General features: G+C 64.5%; 17 protein-coding genes. 7 read left to right on the top strand and 10 right to left on the bottom strand.

Annotated elements, in window-relative coordinates; all coding sequences use genetic code 11:
• Positions 1-14: 14 nt before the first annotated feature.
• The 5 genes from ACFRJ8_RS12590 to ACFRJ8_RS12570 all read right to left on the bottom strand — a co-directional run bounded on the left by ACFRJ8_RS12590 (position 15) and on the right by ACFRJ8_RS12570 (position 4,306).
• The gene (locus tag ACFRJ8_RS12590; protein WP_377986496.1) at positions 15-416 is read right to left on the bottom strand and encodes a cupin domain-containing protein; all 402 of its coding nucleotides are present in this window, start codon (positions 414-416) and stop codon (positions 15-17) included.
• Positions 417-424: 8 nt separating this feature from the next.
• Positions 425-757 (bottom strand): carboxymuconolactone decarboxylase family protein, encoded by a 333-nt coding sequence (locus ACFRJ8_RS12585; RefSeq protein ID WP_377986495.1) that lies wholly within the window; start codon positions 755-757, stop codon positions 425-427.
• A 73-nt stretch (positions 758-830) separates the two neighbouring features.
• Positions 831-1,856, bottom strand: coding sequence for an aldo/keto reductase (locus ACFRJ8_RS12580; RefSeq protein ID WP_377986494.1), 1,026 nt, complete (start codon positions 1,854-1,856; stop codon positions 831-833).
• Between the two features lie 36 nt (positions 1,857-1,892).
• Positions 1,893-2,774 (bottom strand): aldo/keto reductase, encoded by an 882-nt coding sequence (locus ACFRJ8_RS12575; RefSeq protein ID WP_377986554.1) that lies wholly within the window; start codon positions 2,772-2,774, stop codon positions 1,893-1,895.
• Positions 2,775-2,857: 83 nt separating this feature from the next.
• A complete protein-coding gene (locus tag ACFRJ8_RS12570; protein ID WP_377986493.1) occupies positions 2,858-4,306 on the bottom strand; it encodes an MFS transporter in 1,449 nt (482 codons plus the stop codon).
• Between the two features lie 102 nt (positions 4,307-4,408).
• Between ACFRJ8_RS12570 and ACFRJ8_RS12565 the strand changes: the two genes are divergently transcribed.
• The 4 genes from ACFRJ8_RS12565 (at position 4,409) to ACFRJ8_RS12550 (ending at position 8,144) form a co-directional block, all read left to right on the top strand.
• Positions 4,409-5,299, top strand: coding sequence for a helix-turn-helix transcriptional regulator (locus ACFRJ8_RS12565; protein ID WP_377986492.1), 891 nt, complete (start codon positions 4,409-4,411; stop codon positions 5,297-5,299).
• Positions 5,300-5,501: 202 nt separating this feature from the next.
• Positions 5,502-6,692: a Fic family protein gene (locus tag ACFRJ8_RS12560; RefSeq protein WP_377986491.1), complete on the top strand. Its 1,191-nt coding sequence runs from the start codon at positions 5,502-5,504 to the stop codon at positions 6,690-6,692.
• 73 nt (positions 6,693-6,765) lie between these two features.
• Positions 6,766-7,542 carry a MerR family transcriptional regulator gene (locus ACFRJ8_RS12555; RefSeq protein ID WP_377986490.1) on the top strand — a complete coding sequence of 259 codons (777 nt, stop codon included), beginning with the start codon at positions 6,766-6,768 and terminating at the stop codon, positions 7,540-7,542.
• A gap of 170 nt (positions 7,543-7,712) precedes the next feature.
• Complete coding sequence (locus ACFRJ8_RS12550; protein WP_377986489.1) at positions 7,713-8,144, top strand: cupredoxin domain-containing protein; 432 nt, start codon at positions 7,713-7,715, stop codon at positions 8,142-8,144.
• An 84-nt stretch (positions 8,145-8,228) separates the two neighbouring features.
• Here ACFRJ8_RS12550 and ACFRJ8_RS12545 read toward each other — a convergent pair whose 3' ends face one another.
• Positions 8,229-8,525 carry a DUF4190 domain-containing protein gene (locus ACFRJ8_RS12545; protein WP_377986488.1) on the bottom strand — a complete coding sequence of 99 codons (297 nt, stop codon included), beginning with the start codon at positions 8,523-8,525 and terminating at the stop codon, positions 8,229-8,231.
• 1,026 nt (positions 8,526-9,551) lie between these two features.
• Here ACFRJ8_RS12545 and ACFRJ8_RS12540 point away from each other — a divergent pair.
• Positions 9,552-10,301, top strand: coding sequence for a phosphotransferase (locus ACFRJ8_RS12540; protein WP_377986487.1), 750 nt, complete (start codon positions 9,552-9,554; stop codon positions 10,299-10,301).
• A gap of 52 nt (positions 10,302-10,353) precedes the next feature.
• Complete coding sequence (locus ACFRJ8_RS12535) at positions 10,354-11,130, top strand: ion transporter (RefSeq protein ID WP_377986486.1); 777 nt, start codon at positions 10,354-10,356, stop codon at positions 11,128-11,130.
• A 51-nt stretch (positions 11,131-11,181) separates the two neighbouring features.
• On the opposite strand, the gene ACFRJ8_RS12530 is transcribed toward ACFRJ8_RS12535, so the two are convergent.
• Positions 11,182-12,144 (bottom strand): aromatic alcohol reductase, encoded by a 963-nt coding sequence (locus ACFRJ8_RS12530; RefSeq protein ID WP_377986485.1) that lies wholly within the window; start codon positions 12,142-12,144, stop codon positions 11,182-11,184.
• 143 nt (positions 12,145-12,287) lie between these two features.
• Positions 12,288-13,112, bottom strand: coding sequence for an SDR family NAD(P)-dependent oxidoreductase (locus ACFRJ8_RS12525; RefSeq protein WP_377986484.1), 825 nt, complete (start codon positions 13,110-13,112; stop codon positions 12,288-12,290).
• Positions 13,113-13,379: 267 nt separating this feature from the next.
• Here ACFRJ8_RS12525 and ACFRJ8_RS12520 point away from each other — a divergent pair, with 267 nt between their 5' ends.
• Positions 13,380-13,727: a hypothetical protein gene (locus ACFRJ8_RS12520; RefSeq protein ID WP_377986483.1), complete on the top strand. Its 348-nt coding sequence runs from the start codon at positions 13,380-13,382 to the stop codon at positions 13,725-13,727.
• A 55-nt stretch (positions 13,728-13,782) separates the two neighbouring features.
• Here ACFRJ8_RS12520 and ACFRJ8_RS12515 read toward each other — a convergent pair whose 3' ends face one another.
• Positions 13,783-14,319, bottom strand: a complete 537-nt coding sequence (locus ACFRJ8_RS12515) for a dihydrofolate reductase family protein (RefSeq protein ID WP_377986482.1) — start codon at positions 14,317-14,319, stop codon at positions 13,783-13,785.
• Between the two features lie 33 nt (positions 14,320-14,352).
• Positions 14,353-14,859 carry a hypothetical protein gene (locus ACFRJ8_RS12510; RefSeq protein WP_377986481.1) on the bottom strand — a complete coding sequence of 169 codons (507 nt, stop codon included), beginning with the start codon at positions 14,857-14,859 and terminating at the stop codon, positions 14,353-14,355.
• Between the last annotated feature and the right edge of the window lie 39 nt (positions 14,860-14,898).

Raw genomic sequence — 14,898 nt, 5'->3', positions numbered from 1 at the left:
ATAACATCTGCTGTTTAGCGGCCGTTGTATTCGTCGTCGGTGATGTGCTCGCCCCAGGTCGTGGTTCTAGCGGGGTCCTCGCCGTTCTGAAGCATGGCGATGTGCTCCATGAAGCAGCCGGGGGCTGCAGCGTGCCAGTGCTCTTCGCCGGGCGCGGTGTAGAGCGTCTGGCCGGGGTGGACCTCGATGATCGTGCCGTCTCGGCCGCCGAAGCGGCCGACGCCTTGAGTGACGCGCAGGTACTGACCGTGCTTGTGCGAGTGCCAGGCGGTGCGGGCACCCGGCGCGAAGCGAACGGTCGCTACGACCATCGTCTGGTCCTTCTCGTGAGGCAGCGCAATCGGATCCAGCCAGACGTCGCCGGCGAACTGGGCCGCCGGGTTCTTCGTGGTCGGCGCTGAGGGTTCGATGTTCATGATTTTCCTTATTTGTTGTCTGTGAAGAGTTGCTTGGCGATGCCCATCGCGGACATGCCTTTGGGCCAGCCGGCGTAGAGCGTGACGTGGGTGATGGCTTCGATGAGCTCTTCCTGGGTCACACCGTTTTCGAGGGCGCGGCCAAGGTGGGAACCCAGCTGTTCGGTGTTCCCTCCGGCGGTCAACACGGCTACTGTGATGAGGCTGCGATCGCGGGCGCTCAGTTCGGGCCGGTTCCAGACGTCCCTGAAGAGGACGTCGTCGGTGAGCTCGGCGAGCTTGGGAGCGAAGTCGCCGAACATTCTCCGTCCGCCCCCGACCTGCTTGGGTTGGACATTCATGATGTTTCTTCTTTCGGTGAGAGTGCCAGTTTCGGGTGGGCGTTGCGGGCGGACGAGGACCTTGACCCAGCGGTCACGTCAGCCGCCGCCGTCGTGCCTGCGCTGTGAGTTCGTGGGCGCCGTAGCTGTTGTCGTCGGGGTTGACGGTGACGCCGGGGGCGGCGATCTGGTCGATGCGGTCCAGCACGTCGGTACCCAGGGTGATGTCAGCGGCGGGCAGGTAAGACTCGAGTTGTTCCATGGTGCGCGGGCCAACGATGGCGGCCGTGACGCCTGGGTGGTGGATCGCGAAAGCGATGGCCAGCTCGATGAGGGTCAGCCCGTTTTGTTCGGCGAGCTGGGCAAGTTCTTCGACGATGTCCAGTTTTCGCTGGTTGGCCGGGCTGCTCATGTCGAAGCGGGCGTTCGGACGTGCGGGGGAGGTGGGGGTGGAAGCGGAGTCCTTGCGCCAGCGCCCTGAAAGCCACCCGCCACTGAGCGGGCTGTAGGTGAGCGTGCCCATGCCGTGGCGTTGGACCGTGGGGAGGATGTCTTCTTCGATGCCGCGGACCAGGAGCGAGTAGGGCGGCTGTTCGGTGACAAACCGTTCCAGGTTGCGTTCCCGGGAGGCCCACTGGGCTTCAACAATCTGGGATCCCGAATACGAAGAAGAACCGATGTAACGGACTTTGCCCTGGCGGACGAGGTCGCTGAGCGCGCCGAGGGTTTCCTCGACGTCGGTATCGGGGCTGGGCCGGTGGACCTGGTAGAGGTCGATGTAGTCGGTGTTGAGCCGGCGGAGGGAGTGTTCGACCGCTTGCATGATCCAGCGGCGGGATCCGCCGTGCTGATTGGGGTCCTCGCTCATGGGCATGAAGAACTTGGTGGCGAGGAACACCCCGTCCCGGCGCCCGTCGAGTGCCTGTCCGACGATTTCCTCGGATGCACCGCCGGAGTAGACGTCGGCGGTGTCGATGAAGTTGATGCCCGCGTCGAGGGCGCGGTGAATGATGCGGATGGAGTCGGCGGTGTCGTTGTTGCCCCAGGGGCCGAACATCATTGCACCGAGACATAAGGGGCTGACCTGCACGCCGGTGCGGCCCAGGGGGCGGTATTCCATGGTGTTTCCTTCTCTTTGTCTTAGGCTTCTGGGGTCTTAGGCTTCGGGGATGACCATGGCGAAGCGTTCCTCGCGGGCCTCGTCCGGGTCCGGGCCAGTGCGGTTGCCGGTGTTGAGCGAATCGATAACGGTGAGTTCCTCGGCACTGAGTTCGAAATCGAACGCGTCGAAGTTTTCGGCGATGCGTGCAGGGTTGGTCGATTTGGGAATGGCCGAGCGGCCCTGCTGCAGGTGCCAGCGGAGCATGACCTGTGCCGGACTCTTGCCGTAGGCCCGTGCGATGGTGGCGATTGTGGGGTCTTCCATGACGTTCCGGCGGTCCTGGCCCCACCCTGGGTAGAAGGTGATGCCTCCGATCGGTGACCAGGCCTGGGTGAGGATCCCGTGCTGGGCATCATCTGCCTGTACGTCCGGCTGGGTGAAATAGGGGTGCAGTTCGATCTGGTTCACTGCCGGGACGACGTCGGTCGCATCGAGCAGTTGCTTGAGGTGGTGCGGCATGAAGTTGCTGACGCCGATCGCCCGGACGCGCCCATCAGCAAGCAGGGTCTCCAGCGCCTTGTAGGCGGCGATGGTTTTTTCGAAGCGGTCGGGGGCGGGCTGGTGCAGGATGAACAGGTCCAGATAGTCGACACCGAGCTTGCCTGTCGCTTTGTCCCAGGCGTGCAGGGTCTGGCCATAGCCGTAGTCACTGACCCAGACCTTGGTCTCGATGAACACCTCCGGACGGTCAAGGCCGGAAGAGCGGATGCCCTGCCCGACTTCCCGCTCGTTGCCGTACGCGGCTGCGGTGTCGATGTGCCGGTAGCCGGTGGTCAGCGCGGCCCGGACCGCGGCAGTGGTCTGCTCCGGGGCGCTTTGGAAGACGCCCAGGCCCAGGGCCGGCATTGTGACGCCGTTGTTGAGGGTCAGTTCCATGTTCATGCCTTTCACGATATTGAGACGTACAGAATTGTGGGAGTTCACGTCATTACCCCCTTCTTGCGGATGGCGTTATTGGTTCAACCGACCTCTTGGACCTGGGGCACGGGCGCTGTCCCGGACGGCTTCTCGGTGCGGGGGGCGGCAAGATCGGCGGGCAGGATGACGGCTGCCGTCACGATCAGGGCAAGGAGCAGGAGAATGCTGCCCGTCGTCAGGGCGACGCCGACCTGCGAGGCCAGGTGCGCTACGGCGGAACCCGCCGCCGGGACGGCCGATGCCGCCGCGACCGCTATGCCAAGCCCAAGGCACGTGCCAACCTGGTGGAAGGTGTTCACCAGGCCCGATGCCGCGCCGGCGTCGGCCGCGGGAGCGCCGATGATGCCGAACGAGGTCAGCGGCGCAAACGCGAGACCCTGGCCCGCACCAATGAGCACCATCGGCAGCGCCACCCCGGTCAGATAGCGGGAGTCCACACCGACTCGGCTGAGCCAGAACATCCCGGCAAGCGTGATCAGGATGCCGGCCACGAGTGGAATTGAACCCGGCACTTTACCCATGAACCGCGGAATGCTCATTGCAACAGCGAAGTTGACTGCGGTCATGGGCAGGAATCCGATGCCGGCCTGGAGGGGGTCGAAGCCAAGTACTTGCTGAAGGAACTGGGTGGTGAAAAAGAAGAATGCGATCATCGCGCCCAGGTACAGAAAGCGGGCGACATAGGCACCGGTTCGGCGGCGGCTCGCGAACAGCCTCAACGGCATGATCGGCTGGGCAGCCCTGCGTTCGGTCAGGACGAACACGATCAGGAGCACGACGCCGGCGCTGACGGCCGTCATCGTAACCGTGGAAATCCATCCCGCATCGACGGTGTTGATGATGCCGAATACGAGAGCGCCGACACCCAGCGTGGCGCTGGCCGCCCCGAATACGTCCAAGCGGCCGCGGGCCCGGCCTGATTCCGGGAGGAACCGCGGTGCGAGTGCGATCATTGCGGCGCCAATGGGTACGTTGACGAAGAACCCGGCCCGCCAGGAGATCCAGTGGGCCAGCGCCCCGCCGATGACTAGCCCGAGGCTGGCGCCGATCCCTGCGGTGGCGCCGTACAAGGCGACGGCCCGGGTGCGCTCGCGGCCTTCTGGGAAGCTGGCTGTGAGCAGGGAGAGTGCAGCGGGCGCGACGATCGCAGCCCCGACACCCTGCACGGCGCGGCCGGCGATCGCCCACCAGCCAGTCGGTGCCAGTCCGATCAGCAGCGACGCGATCGAGAACACCACCAGCCCGAACACGAAGACCCGCCGGCGTCCGAGTAGGTCTCCTGCCCGGGCACCGAGGAGCAGCAGGCCGCCGAAGACCAGCGTGTAGGCATCCTGAACCCAGGTCAGCTCACCGGTGCTCAGCTGCAGATCTGCCTGCAGGCTCGGCAGGGCGGTGAAGATAACCGAGTTGTCCAGCAGGATCATGAAGTAGCTGGCGAGGATGATCGCCAGAATCGCAGCCGGGTGGGCTGTTGTGGGTTCGGATTTCATGCTTTCAATGCAACCGTGATTCCTCACGGGCCGGGAGTCACGGCTGTTCCGGGTAACGCCAGTGCCTCCCTCGAGGATCAGCCACCGCGTAGCGTGGATGCCATGACACACAGTGACGACGTGCGGAAGTTCCTGACCTCCCGCCGCGCAAAGATCACGCCGGATGAGGCCGGGCTGCCCGTCTACGGTGGCAACCGGCGCGTTGCCGGCCTGCGCCGCGAGGAAGTCGCGATGCTCGCCGGGATGAGCATCGACTACTACATACGCCTGGAACGGGGGAACCTTTCCGGCGCCTCGGACAGCGTCCTGGAAGCCCTCGGGCGAGCCCTGAAGCTCGACGACGCCGAAACGGCCCACCTTTTTGATCTGGCCCGCGCAGCCACCGCCGCTCCCCGTGCCCGGCGCAAGCGCAGCCCGCAGACAGTGCGGCCGAGCGTGCAACGCGTCATTGATGCGATCACGGCCGCACCTGCCTGGGTCCGCAACGACCGCGGGGATGTCCTGGCCGCCAATGAGCTGGGCCGTGCGCTTTATCTGGACTTGATGGCCGAGCAGACCACCCCGCCGAACAGCGCACGCTTCACCTTCCTGAACCCGAAGGCGCGGGACTTCTTCGCCGATTGGGAACGCGCGGCGGATGACATCGTCGCTGTCCTGCGGTCCACGGCCGGGAAAAACCCGTATGACAAGGACCTCACCGACCTGATCGGTGAACTCTCAACCCGAAGCGAAGAGTTTCGTACCCGGTGGGCCCGGCACGATGTGAAGTACCACCGCGCCGGCCGGAAGCGGCTCCGCCACCCGGTTGTTGGGGACCTTGACTTGAGCTTCGAGGCGCTTGAACTGCCCGCCGACCCGGGAATGCGCATCAACGTCTACACAGCAGATCCCGGGACACCCTCCGAGGACGCACTGAAAGTCCTCGCCAGTTGGGCCGCCACCCAGCAGACCACGGCAGAGCCCGAAGAGGCCGCAGTCAAGGAGAAAAAGTGAGCCGCCGTCCCTCCACTGTCCTGATCACCAGAATCACCCCAGGAAGCCTCAAAGACCGAGGGTAAATCCGAACTCCTAGTCGACTGAGGAACGGACCCCGACTTGCGGCACATGGGCGGCGGGCTCCACAAGTGTCGCGCTATTCATGTTTGACCCCTAAAATCTAAATAGCAGGGTGACTATTTAGACTTCCGGAGGATCCATGACCCGTTGGCCCGCACACGGCAGCAAGACGATGCCGTGGAAGTCGTCCGGGCGGCCGCCGCGCGAAGACCGGGAATTCACCGAGGTTGTGGTCTCGCTGCCACCCATGATCGCCGGGAGCTGGTTCGATCCGGGCCGCGAGACCATTATCGCCCTGGAGGAGGCCGCGGTTGCCATCGCGTCCCTGGACGTCACGGCGGGCACGCGGATGGCCGCCATCAGCGGGTTCCTGCTCCGCAGCGAAGCCGTGTCCTCCTCCAAGATCGAGCACGTCAACGCCAACCGCGACGACTACGCCCGGGCCATGATCGGGCTCAAGGCCAGTGATGACGCCCGTTCCATGGTGGCCGCAGCCGACGCCGTACAAGGGATGATCGACGACGCCGGGCGAACCGGGGAGATCCGGCTGGAGGCAATGCTGGGCGCCCATAACACGCTCATGAAGGACGACCCGATGGACGGCCCCCACGCCGGCAAGTTCAGGGAGGTTCAGAACTGGATCGGCGGCAGCGACCATTCACCGCGCGGCGCCATCCATGTCCCGCCCCCGCCGGAGCTCGTGCCGGAGCTGATGGAGGACCTGATGGCCTTCTGCAACCGCCGCGACGTCCCCATCATGGCGCAGGCGGCGATCGCGCACGCCCACTTCGAATCCATCCACCCGTTCACCGACGGCAACGGCCGGATCGGCCGGGCCCTGATCGGTGCGATTTCCCGCCGTCGCGGGCTCACAAAGAACACGGTCACCCCGATCGCGTCGGCGATGGTCGCCGACGTCGACACGTATTTCAGCCTCGTCAACAACTACCGCTCCGGCGACGCCGATCCGTTCGTGCTCTACCTGGCCCGTTCCGCGGTCCGCGCCTCGGACGCCGCGCGGGAGTCCGTGGCCGCACTCGATGCCCTGCCAGCGATGTGGCTGGAGCTGGCCAGACCACGCAGGGGTTCCGCGGACGAGAAGATCATCCCGTGGCTGCTGGAGCGGCCTGTGTTCGAGGCCCACAGTGCTGCCCATATTGCCGGCGTCGCCGAGAGCTCGGTCTACGCCGCGCTGCAGCGGCTCTCCAACGCCGGGGTGATCACCCCGGTCACCCAGTCAAAGCGCAGCCGGGCCTGGGCGGCGACCGAGGTCCTGGACGAGGTGGACCGGCTCAACAACCGGCTGGCCGACGCCGGGCAGGCCGGCTGAGCGGGCGGCGACTTCTCGCAGGCGGCCGGGTGGCCTTGCTCCTCACGCGGCGTGAGGATCTACCGTTGTGCCTATGAAACAGACGAGCGGTGCCGCAGGCCAATGGAGCATCGGCGAACTCGCCAAAGCGTGTGGCGTCACGGTCCGGACCCTCCATCACTACGACGAGATCGGGCTGCTGTCGGCAGGCCAGAGAACCGCTTCCGGCCACCGCCGCTACACCGAGGAAGACGTGCGGCGACTGTACCGGATCCGTGCGCTGCAGATGCTTGGCCTCCCGCTGGCCGATATCGGCACCGCGTTGGCAACCCCTGCCGATGACATGGCTTCACTGCGCATCCTCCTGGAACAGCAGTTGCTGCACATGAGCCGGCACGCCGAGCAGGTCCGAGCCGTCCAAGACCGGCTACGGGACCTGCTTTCCCGCATCGACAGTTCACTCATCGAGGGGGCCGCTGTGCCGGCCCCCGAACAGTTCATGTCAACGTTGGAGATGATCACCGTGCTCGAAAACCACTTCACACCAGAACAGCGCCAGGAACTGGCCGACCGCAGGGCCGAACTCGGCAGCGACCGAGTCGAGGCCGCCAAGACCCGATGGGCCGCATTGGTCGAGGAAGGCCTCAGGCACGTCGAGAACGGGACACCGGTCTCTGATCCGTCCGTTCGGGAGTGGGCCATGACATGGGACGAAATCGGATCCATGTTCCATACAGGTGAGCAGACCAAAGCCGCCGCCCGTTCCATGTGGCAGGAAAACAGGGCCGCCCTCAGCGCGGATCTGCCATGGTCCTCGGAGCAACTGGCCGGACTCCTGGCATACCTGCAAAAGGCAAGGGCGCAAGCCTGACCAGGTCCGGGAGATGCGCTGCACCCGGTGCCGCCGCAGGCCGCAAGGACGCGCAGTTGGCCCGGGCCTCACGACGTCTATTTTGCGGTGCTTTTTGACGGTGCCGGATGCAGAATGGAAGGAAGCCGGGCTGTTTCCTCAGCCCCCTCCACCATCGAGGACGGCACGTCATGACGAGCAATAAGACACGGACTGCACTTGTGCTGGCCACGGTTTTGATCGGGCTGAGCGGCTGTGCCGGAGGCGGCGGGACGACCGCTCCGGCGACGACGGCCGGGACCTCTGCCAGCATGTCGGTGGAGCCGTCTGCCCCGGCGGGCTCCACGACGTCAGGGCCGGCAAACGCCGCAGCTGCGACAATCACGATCAGCAACTTCGCCTATGAGATCCCGGGTTCGGTGGCTCCCGGTGCGGAGGTGAAGGTGGTCAACATGGACACTGCCGAGCACACGGTGACCGCAGACCAGGATGCGACGCTCTTTGATGTCGAGGTCAAGGAAAACGGCGGTACGGCCACTTTCAAGGCACCATCCAAGCCAGGCACCTACCCGTTCCACTGCACATACCACTCCAATATGCACGGCTCACTGACGGTCAAATAAGGACGACGGTCAAATAAGGGACGACGCCGTGCCGAGACCCGTTCTGTCCGGCCCGGCAGACAAGGATCGCGACGTGGCTCGAAATTACGTCATGAACTGTTGGATTGCGCTCGGGATATACGACAGGCTGCTGAACAATGACAGGGTGGCTATGGCGTACCCGATAGCCAGGGCAGCAATTGCCAGTCCACGGCCTCTCTCACCCCTCAGCTTGATCTGATTCAGTGAGACGTGTCCCGCACCCACGGCGAATACGGCAAGGACCGCCACCCCGAACACCAAAAGTCCCGATGCAGCTATGGCCGCAAAGACGATGGCTGCAACGGCAAGTTTGTTCAGTCGGCCAGTTTTCGTGCGAACGGGCACAGAAGGTGTACTCATTTGGTTTCCCCCAACCTTGTCAGTATGGATTGACTTTAGCCGAGGCGCGCCGCCGAGAGAATGCCCGGTGCCGGGACAAACATTTTCCCGGAACCTACCACCGCTCACCCCCGGGTCTTCGACGATTCGACGGTCCGCAGGTCAAGCTGCGACCTGTTGGCCGAGGGATGGCCGCCACGCGGCGGTCATCCCTCGGCTTTCAGCATCCTAGGGCGCAGAGTTCACCACGGAAGTCTCTACAGAGGTCCAGGTCGAGACGGTTCCGGCGGGGGAGCCAAGATAGTCCTTCAGCAGTACGTCCTGTTCCCCGATCACGAGTCCCGAGGTGGGATCGATGATGATGTCGCGCCTCGTCCCTCCGTCGGGAGAGGGGATGCCGATGGCGATGCCGCTTCTGCCGTCGACTGTTGCCTGCCTGTCCCCGACGATGACGCCACTGTTGGCTCGTTCCCGTAGAAGGCGCCTCCGGGGGCACGCTGAATCCCGACCGGCCCCGCCTGCCCTTCCGGCTGCAACCTCTGTGCTTTCCGTAACTCGGCTGCCGCAGCCTTGGCGGCTTCGCTGGAGGACTCGAGGGGGACACGCTCTTCACGGTTCCAGACCCATTCACCCTTCCTGTCTGCCGGAACATAAACCTGGCCGCCGGTCGTTTCCTGCCAGGAAATGTCACTTCCGTCGGCGGCTTGCATGCCCCCGCCGGTGAGCTCTGTCGTCTCGATTTTCAGGTACTGGCCGGGTCCCACCACCGGGTCGGAGGTGCGGACGGTTGCTGCCGCTGCGTTGTTCAGGACCTCGGCTACTTCGGCGGTTGCTGCCGGACCGCCGGGCACGACACTGGCCGTAAAAAGGTTCACGGAGCATGCCTTTCTTGCGCTCAATGGATCTCCACCGAAGCGTACCGGCGCCCGATAGGCGGATAAGGTGGGGGACTCTTCGTTCGCTGTGGACGACGAACCTGGGTGTGCCTCCACCGCACGGCCACGCGGGCCGTTGGCCGATCTGGCCCGCGCCCAGTAGCCTTCTGGGATGGTCGAGGACGAGCAGGAACTGACAGGGGGAAACGCGTCGGAACGGGTCGTGCGCGTTGGCCAAACCGTCCGAAAACCTTGGCTGGAAAACTCTTCCGCCGTGCAGAGCTATCTTGGTGCGCTCCGGTCATCAGGCGTGGATGTTCCTCAGCCCCTAGGCCGGGACGCAGACGGCCGGCTTGTGGTCGAGTACATCGAAGGCGCACTCGCGCTGGATCAATTGCCCCTCGGGCACGACGATTTGCTACGAGTGGGCCGGATGATCCGGGACATCCATGATGCAAGTGAAGAAGTAGTGATTCCCAATCCGGACGACTGGAACACGCTGCTGCCCGCTGAAAATCCGAATCTGATGTGCCATAACGACCTCGCTCCGTGGAACCTCATCATGGGAGACCGCTGGGTGTTCATCGATTGGGATGGCGCAGGTCCCAGCACGCGGCTGTGGGATTTGGCGTACGCCGCGCAGTCGTTCGGCCAGCTGTTCGACGGGCAACCAGTGCAAGATGCGGCTTTGAGACTACGCGCCGTCGTTGACGGGTACGAAGCTGATGGCGCGCTACGCAAGGCGCTGCCGGCCGCTATGGCGAAACGAACAGCGGCGATGTTCAATCTCCTGGAGACCTCGAACCAGACCGGTTTCCAGCCCTGGGCCAAGATGTTTGTCAATGGACACGGCGAACACTGGCGTGCCGCTGCTCAGTACGTCGCACGGCATCAAGAGGTCTGGGAGCAGACCCTCTCGTAGCTGGGCGAAAATAGTGTCGGCTATGCCGCTGCTTGCGTGCCAGAATCCTCATATGACCAAGGAACGCAGTGAACTGAAGAGCACTGGATACGAAATCTTCATTGGTATCCTTTCGGTCCTGTCGATCGTCAATCTCGTGCTCTTGTATGTCGTGCGGGACACGTCGCTCGACACCGTGCTCACGGTGATGAACGGCATTTTCAGTGTGATTTTCCTCGCCGACTTCCTCTACCGGATCGTCACCGCGCCATCGGCGGGCGCCTATTTCTTCAAGCACTTCGGCTGGGCCGACCTGTTGGCCAGCGTGCCTGTTGCTCAATTCAAGATCCTGCGGATCTTCCGGCTGGTCCGGGTGTACCGCCTGCTCCGTGAGGTCGGCGTCCGCACGGTCGGCCGCGCGCTGATCAAAGACCGGGCCGGCAGTTCCCTGTACGTCCTGTTGCTCATGGGCATTTTGGTCCTGGAATTCGGAAGCCTCACGATGCTCCGCGTCGAGCAGTACGCCCCCGGGGCCAACATCACGAGCGCCTCGGACGCCATCTGGTACACGATCGTCACTATCTCGACAGTTGGATACGGTGACCAATATCCGGTCACCGATCTGGGCCGTGTGATCGGGGCAGGCATTATCGTCCTCGGTGTCGGCATCTTCGGCACGTTCACCGGTTACCTGGCCAACTTCTTCCTGGCTCCCAAGAAAGTTTCCGCACCGCCCGTCGATGCGGCTGACACGAGTACCGCGACAGTCGAAGGGCTTCGGCTGGGCCTCGAAGCGTCCGAAGCAAAGCTCGCCCAGATCAGAAAGCTCCTAGCCGGGCCAACCCAGTGAACGCCCAGCCCCGGACCGGGCCCGGGAGTCCTCGGTGGGTCGCGGCATTCATCATGTCTTGTGAACGGTGGCTCGCGGGCTACTTAGAGGTGGCGTTTGGCTATGGAGATGCTGCTCCAGAACGTCCCGGGCCGTGGTCCATTTCCGGCTTCCGTACCGGTCGTTGTTGATATAACGCAGAGTCGCGTCTCCACTGAACATGCTGGCGAAGTACTGCATGCCCTGCCACGCGGGGAACGGTTCGGTAGAGGCCGGCATGATGGCTCTAACTGCCCGGCTGATGGCAGTCAGGGAACCAACGCTGCCCGCGTAGAGGAGCCGGAACTGCGTGCCGGTCAGGTCGGTCATGGTGGATGCCAGGGTCCTTGCCGTGACCTGGTCCCCGGCGATCTGGAGGACACGCGGCGCCCGCTCGTCGACGGCGACGGAGGCGGTGTAGGTGGCAGTGTCCTCTTTGGTGGTGAAGTCGAGCACCTGGTCGGGGTCGGACCAGAAGAGCACACGGCGCCGCGAGAACAGGATCAATGGCGCCTGCCCGGAGAGCATGTCGGTGAAGGCGCCGTTGAGGATCGACGTGGCCTGGATTTGAGTTGCGTCCAGCCGCTGAGCGAGGTCCCTGCGGAGCTCCAGATTCCGGTTGCTTCGAGGCCGGATACCGCGGTAGTCGACGGAGAAATCGGACGGGATGAAACGGGGCACGCCCACCGCGGCCGCCGCCTCCAGCAAGCGCGACTGAGCACCCAAGATGACGCCGTCGAGACCGTTGATCGCCGAGATTACACAGTCAACATCCGTGCAGGCCCTTCGGAGACCGTCCGGATCATCGTAATCCGCCTGGACCACCTCGGCGCCCTGGGCGCGTAGCTGTGCGATCCGCGCTGGGTCGGTCCTTGGTCGGGTCAGGACCCGAACGGTAGCCCCCAGGCCGACCAGATTCCGCAGGATTAGCCCGCCGAGATCGCCGGTGGCGCCGGCGAGAAGGACGGTGCCCGGAGGGGGTGTCGTCGCGGTCATGGATTGCACCTCAAGTGATGTCCGGTGGAAAGGCGATAGACCGCTAAGACTACCAACAGCGGGGGAGACGGATTCTGGGTGCAGCACCGGCTCGCCGCCCTCAACCGAGGCTGATCGAAGGCCTCCCCACCTCGTCTGGGGGCTCACCCCTCGGAACCGATGTCTGCCAGTGTCAGCACCGGCGGCGAATTTCCGTCGACGTCCAGTACGCCGAACTTCTTGGCAACCGCGGCGGCGACCAGCACTTGGCCGGTCCGCGCCATCAGGTTCGGATCGTGGAACAGCGCGTTGATCACGCGGCCGATGAACTCTGGGCTTTCGCTGGTCGAGAGATCGAACGCGCCGCTTTTCGCCGCAGCCACCACCGCCTCGGTTCGAACCAGACCGGGGTAGAGCGAGACCACCGGAACAGCGAACGGTTTTAGCTCGACGGCCATGTCGGAGGTCATCTTGTCAGTGGCTGCTTTTGCGATGCCGTAGATCGTGTTGCCGAGGTGACGCTGCGCGGACCAGAAGCTGATGTTGACGATCAGACCGCGGTGCCGTGGCGTCATCATGCGCGCCGCGTGTGCCGAACACACAAATGCCGCGCGCACTCCGGCGTCCATCATGCCGGTCCAGCGGTGCGCCGGTTGATCCCAAAACGGCGCAGGCCACGTGAATGCTCCATCTTCGACCATCTTCTCGTAGCCGCCCCAGGCGCAATTGACGAGAAGATGGAGGGCGCCGCACTCGGACCGGATCGTTTCGAACACCTGCGCCGTCTCTTCGTCTTTGAGCTGGTCGCAGGGCAGGCGCCGGATCTCCGGCGGTAGGTCCGCCTGCTCGATCGAGCGGCCCGAGCCGTAAACTCGAAATCCCGCTTCCAGCAGGCCAAGCGCGATGCCCCGGCCGACGCCTCGGCTGGCGCCGGTCACGAGCGCGACGTTTCCCGTCGGCGCTTCATTGCCTTGGCGTTCGTTGGTCATGCTGAGCGGCCCCCGCTTGCGTTCCGTTCCGTGATCCCCATGATAGGCCGGAGCCGGCGCCTTGGAAGCCGGTGCCCGCACGTCGCTTTCGCGCCGCTCAGCGGTCCCCACACCGTGACCGTCGGGTGGCAGTCACGCCTTGGCAGACGTCAGGGGTTTGTGAGGATGACGAGTTGCTGGGTGGCCCGGGTCATCGCGACATAGCGGTCCCCAATCCGGCCCCCATATTCTCTCTGCCCAACTGCGCTCCGTGGCAGACTTCCTGGCATGGAGCCCATGGATTGTCTGGTCATTTACGTCCCCACCGAAGCTGCGCACGCGGTCCGGCAGGCCATTGGCGACGCCGGCGCGGGCCGGCTGGGCAACTACTCGCACTGCTCCTTCAGCCTCGAAGGCACCGGCCGCTTCACGCCGCTGCAGGGCGCGAACCCGACCATCGGCGCCGTCGATGCGCCGGCGGAGGTGCCGGAAACGCGGATCGAGGCGATCTACCCGCGCTCCCGGCGCGACGCCGTCGTCGACGCCGCGCTGTCTGCGCATCCCTATGAGACGCCGGCGTTCATGACCTTCCCGGTTGATGCCAGCCAGCCGGACGGGACGGGTCCCGCGGACTAGCGCAGCCGGGGACAGGAGGTTCCCGACTGCGGAACGGGCCGGGTGGGCTCATGCCTCAGGCCGCAGGCGCCATCCGGAGTGCCAGCATCCCGCCTTCGAGGAGTTCAAGTTCGACGATGTGCAGCGTGTGCCGGGTTCCGTCCTCCGGCAGCATCTTCTTGCCACCACCGAGCACGATGGGGGAGACCAGCAGAACGTACTCGTCGACGAGGTTCTCCGCCATGAGCGTCTTGACCAGCGTCGGGCTTCCCCAGACGATCACGTTTTCCCGTTCGCGAAGCGCGCGGACCCTGCCGGGTATGTCGTTGGCGAAAATCGTGCTGTTGTTCCAGTCCGCGTGGTCCATGGTGGTCGACACGACATACTTCGGCATGGCGTTGAACTTGTCGGCGGTGAAGTCGCCCGACCGTGACGGCCAGGAGGCGGCGAATCCGTCGTAGGTGACCCGGCCGAGCAGCATCGAGTCCGCATCGGCCAGCACTTGTTCGTTAAATGCCGCGGTAGCGTCACTGAAGAACGGGCCCGTCCAGAGCTGGGGTTCCTCTGCGACGTTGTCCAGAGTGGTAAAAGCGGTGACAGTGAGCTTGCCCATGAAGATCTCCTTCAGGTCGGTAGCGCTTGGCTGTTATCCGCGGCTTCTGAGCCGAAGTGTTCGTGCCTCATGGATGGCGGCCAGGGCAACAGCGCTGGCTGCGAGCCGGAGTGCGTGGACCCTGTACCACCGTTTCAGCAGGGGGTTGCGCCGCATCTCGCTGAGCGGTTGTGGGCTGAAGAACAGGGCGGGGTTGATGGTCCGGAGCAGATACGCGGTGGCGGCCGCGCCCGTCGTCGAACTGGCAGCAGCGACTATCAGCCATGGCCTGCTGTCGGCATGCTTCCAGCCTGCCACGAGGGCAGCGATGGCCGCTGGGGCGTTGATCGGGGCGATCGGGGCGTAGTAGCGGCCGGGGCTTCCCGCGCCAAAGGGCGAGCGGGGGAGTTCACGGCTTGCTTCCGCGGCCGCGACCCGGTGGGGGATCTTGACGAGGGCCTCATAGAGATTGCCGAAGAACCAATGCGCATGGCTGAACTCCGCCACACCCAATAGCCGATCCGTGAGCAAATCCCGGCTGCCTGAGGAAGTCTGTCCCATGGCGACAATCTACCGCCGATGCTCGTCGTCTGGCCACGC

This window comes from Arthrobacter sp. NPDC056886 (assembly GCF_042788715.1).
Classification (GTDB): Bacteria; Actinomycetota; Actinomycetes; order Actinomycetales; family Micrococcaceae; genus Arthrobacter.
This window is presented reverse-complemented; position numbering and strand designations above follow the sequence as displayed.